Genomic DNA, 1,929 nt, shown 5'->3' with positions numbered 1-1,929 from the left:
CGAAGCCGCCGGATCAGCTACACTTACTATCGCATCTTGATTAAATCCCCGTGTCCACTTTCCGGGGTTCGGGCCCCCCTCAATGGACTTGTTGACATTGCCCATAATCTGGTCGATGTCTTTGCCTTTATAGCCCAAGCCCTCGAGGGCCTTTTCAGCCTTATCAGTCGAAGCAAGACGATTAAAACCATCGCTGAAAGCCTTGCCTGCGCTCACACCAGCGGCAGCGGTAGTGGCTACAGCACCAGCTTTCATCGTCTTTTTCAGCCCGCCGGTGATTTTATTACCCAGCTTCTCACCCCACGAGCCAGACGGGCTGACCACAGCCTTATCAATCTGCTTGCGTACCTGGGAGAAGTCCCCCATTTTCGGCACGATACTGACCCAGCCGGTACCAACATCGAAGTTTGCACCCATGAATTAACCCCCGTCAACGCCAGGCCAATCATCGCCCAGCCATTTATCCATTTCTTCCTTCGTAAGTCCCTCTGCCTGAATACCAGCAGTCTCAGTGGTCGAATCGTCAACACCAGGGCAGGGAATAGGCTTAGGCTTTTGCCCCTTACCTCCCCAAGCACTCATCGCCTGCTGGTCAGCAATATGCGCCAGGAGTTGATTGGTGAGATTCCACTCCCAGTCTTTTCTTTGTGCATTGCGCACCAGTGCTGAATCTGGCCCGGCGGTGGCAATCAAAGCGATGACATCATTCCACGTGACACGGTCTGTGCCGTCGTTTATCCACCGCCAGCGGATGCCGGCTTCGATGAGCTCTCGTTCGACTGCCATAGCGAATCGGGTGTCGGAGTCGACGGCGTCGATGAGGGAGACGATTTCGCCAAGGCTAGCTTTTGTCGCCGCCTTCGCTCCAGTCCTGCATGAACGTGTTGAACTCGTCCATGTGCATGCTATCGATGACGTCGAGGGTGCCGTCGTCGGATTTGTCGGCGGCGCGTTCGAGAATCATCCAGGAGAAGTCTTCATCGTCAAGGCCGTCTCGCTTGGCGCGGCGGCGGTCGCCGACGGTGATGATGGAGTCAATGGGCGGCAGGGTGATGTCGTCGCCGTTGGTAGTGGTGTAGGTGAACCACTCTTGGGTGGTTTTGGTGTTTTTCTTGGCGGTTTTCTTTGCAGCCATTAGAAACAATTCCCCCGAATCGAATACGTGTTTTGTGTCCTGTCAGCGCTGTTCCTGCCTGTTTCGGCAGAAAACGAGTGCACTGTGCACCCCTTATGATAGCAGCACTGACGTTTCATTATTTAGGGCAGTGCGGCGGTGAGACCAAACGCCATGTCAATTAATCCCGGCAAGACTGCTAGGAACACGATTGAAACAACAACCGCGATGATAACCAGCGGAATCAAGAAATACACGTAGGCCAGCACGATACTGATAGCGATGCCGGATACGGCAACAAACCCGGTAATCGTCCCAGCAATATTGAGCACAATGACTACCGCGACCAAGCCCAGTGAAATAGTCGCGAGCACCGCAAGATGCGTGATGACCCACAAGCGGACGAGCCTACCCAACGGCGAATGCCGCGTCAGAAGGTTGAAAATGTCCAGCGGAATACCCACCAGTGGGAACGCAATCGTATTGACAACACGCAGATAAATCGGCACCAGGCTTAAGATGAGGATAAGCCCAGAGACGGCAATAAACGTGACCGTAACAATACCGGCAAGCACAACACCTGCCACACGGTTGAACAATGTCAGCGCCAGCGAGCCCAAAACAACACCCAACAGGCCCACCACCGCGGCAAACACCGCAAGGGAAGAAATAAGGTCAACGGCCCGAATCGTATGCGAGATGCTTGCAACCGTCACAATCAACAAGGCAGCCGACAAAGGACCTGACCCCTTTTTGGTGGACACCTGATATCCAGCCCAGTCGGGCTGGGAAGAAAGGTAATCTACCACCATGTC

4 protein-coding genes are annotated in these 1,929 nt (G+C 54.2%); all 4 read right to left on the bottom strand.

Annotated elements, in window-relative coordinates:
- Window positions 1-417, bottom strand: a 417-nt coding sequence (locus tag QP908_RS11655) for a hypothetical protein (RefSeq protein WP_284772352.1), incomplete at its 3' end; no start/stop codon positions are given.
- 3 nt (window positions 418-420) lie between these two features.
- Window positions 421-786 carry a hypothetical protein gene (locus tag QP908_RS11650; RefSeq protein ID WP_284772351.1) on the bottom strand — a complete coding sequence of 122 codons (366 nt, stop codon included), beginning with the start codon at window positions 784-786 and terminating at the stop codon, window positions 421-423.
- A gap of 55 nt (window positions 787-841) precedes the next feature.
- Complete coding sequence (locus tag QP908_RS11645; RefSeq protein ID WP_284772350.1) at window positions 842-1,135, bottom strand: hypothetical protein; 294 nt, start codon at window positions 1,133-1,135, stop codon at window positions 842-844.
- Window positions 1,136-1,257: 122 nt separating this feature from the next.
- The coding region (locus tag QP908_RS11640; RefSeq protein WP_284772349.1) for a hypothetical protein at window positions 1,258-1,929 on the bottom strand (672 nt) is incomplete at its 5' end.

Source organism: Corynebacterium sp. MSK204 (assembly GCF_030229885.1).
Classification (GTDB): domain Bacteria; phylum Actinomycetota; class Actinomycetes; order Mycobacteriales; family Mycobacteriaceae; genus Corynebacterium.
The sequence above is the reverse complement of the archived record's forward strand: the minus strand, read 5'-3'. Positions and strand labels throughout refer to the sequence as shown.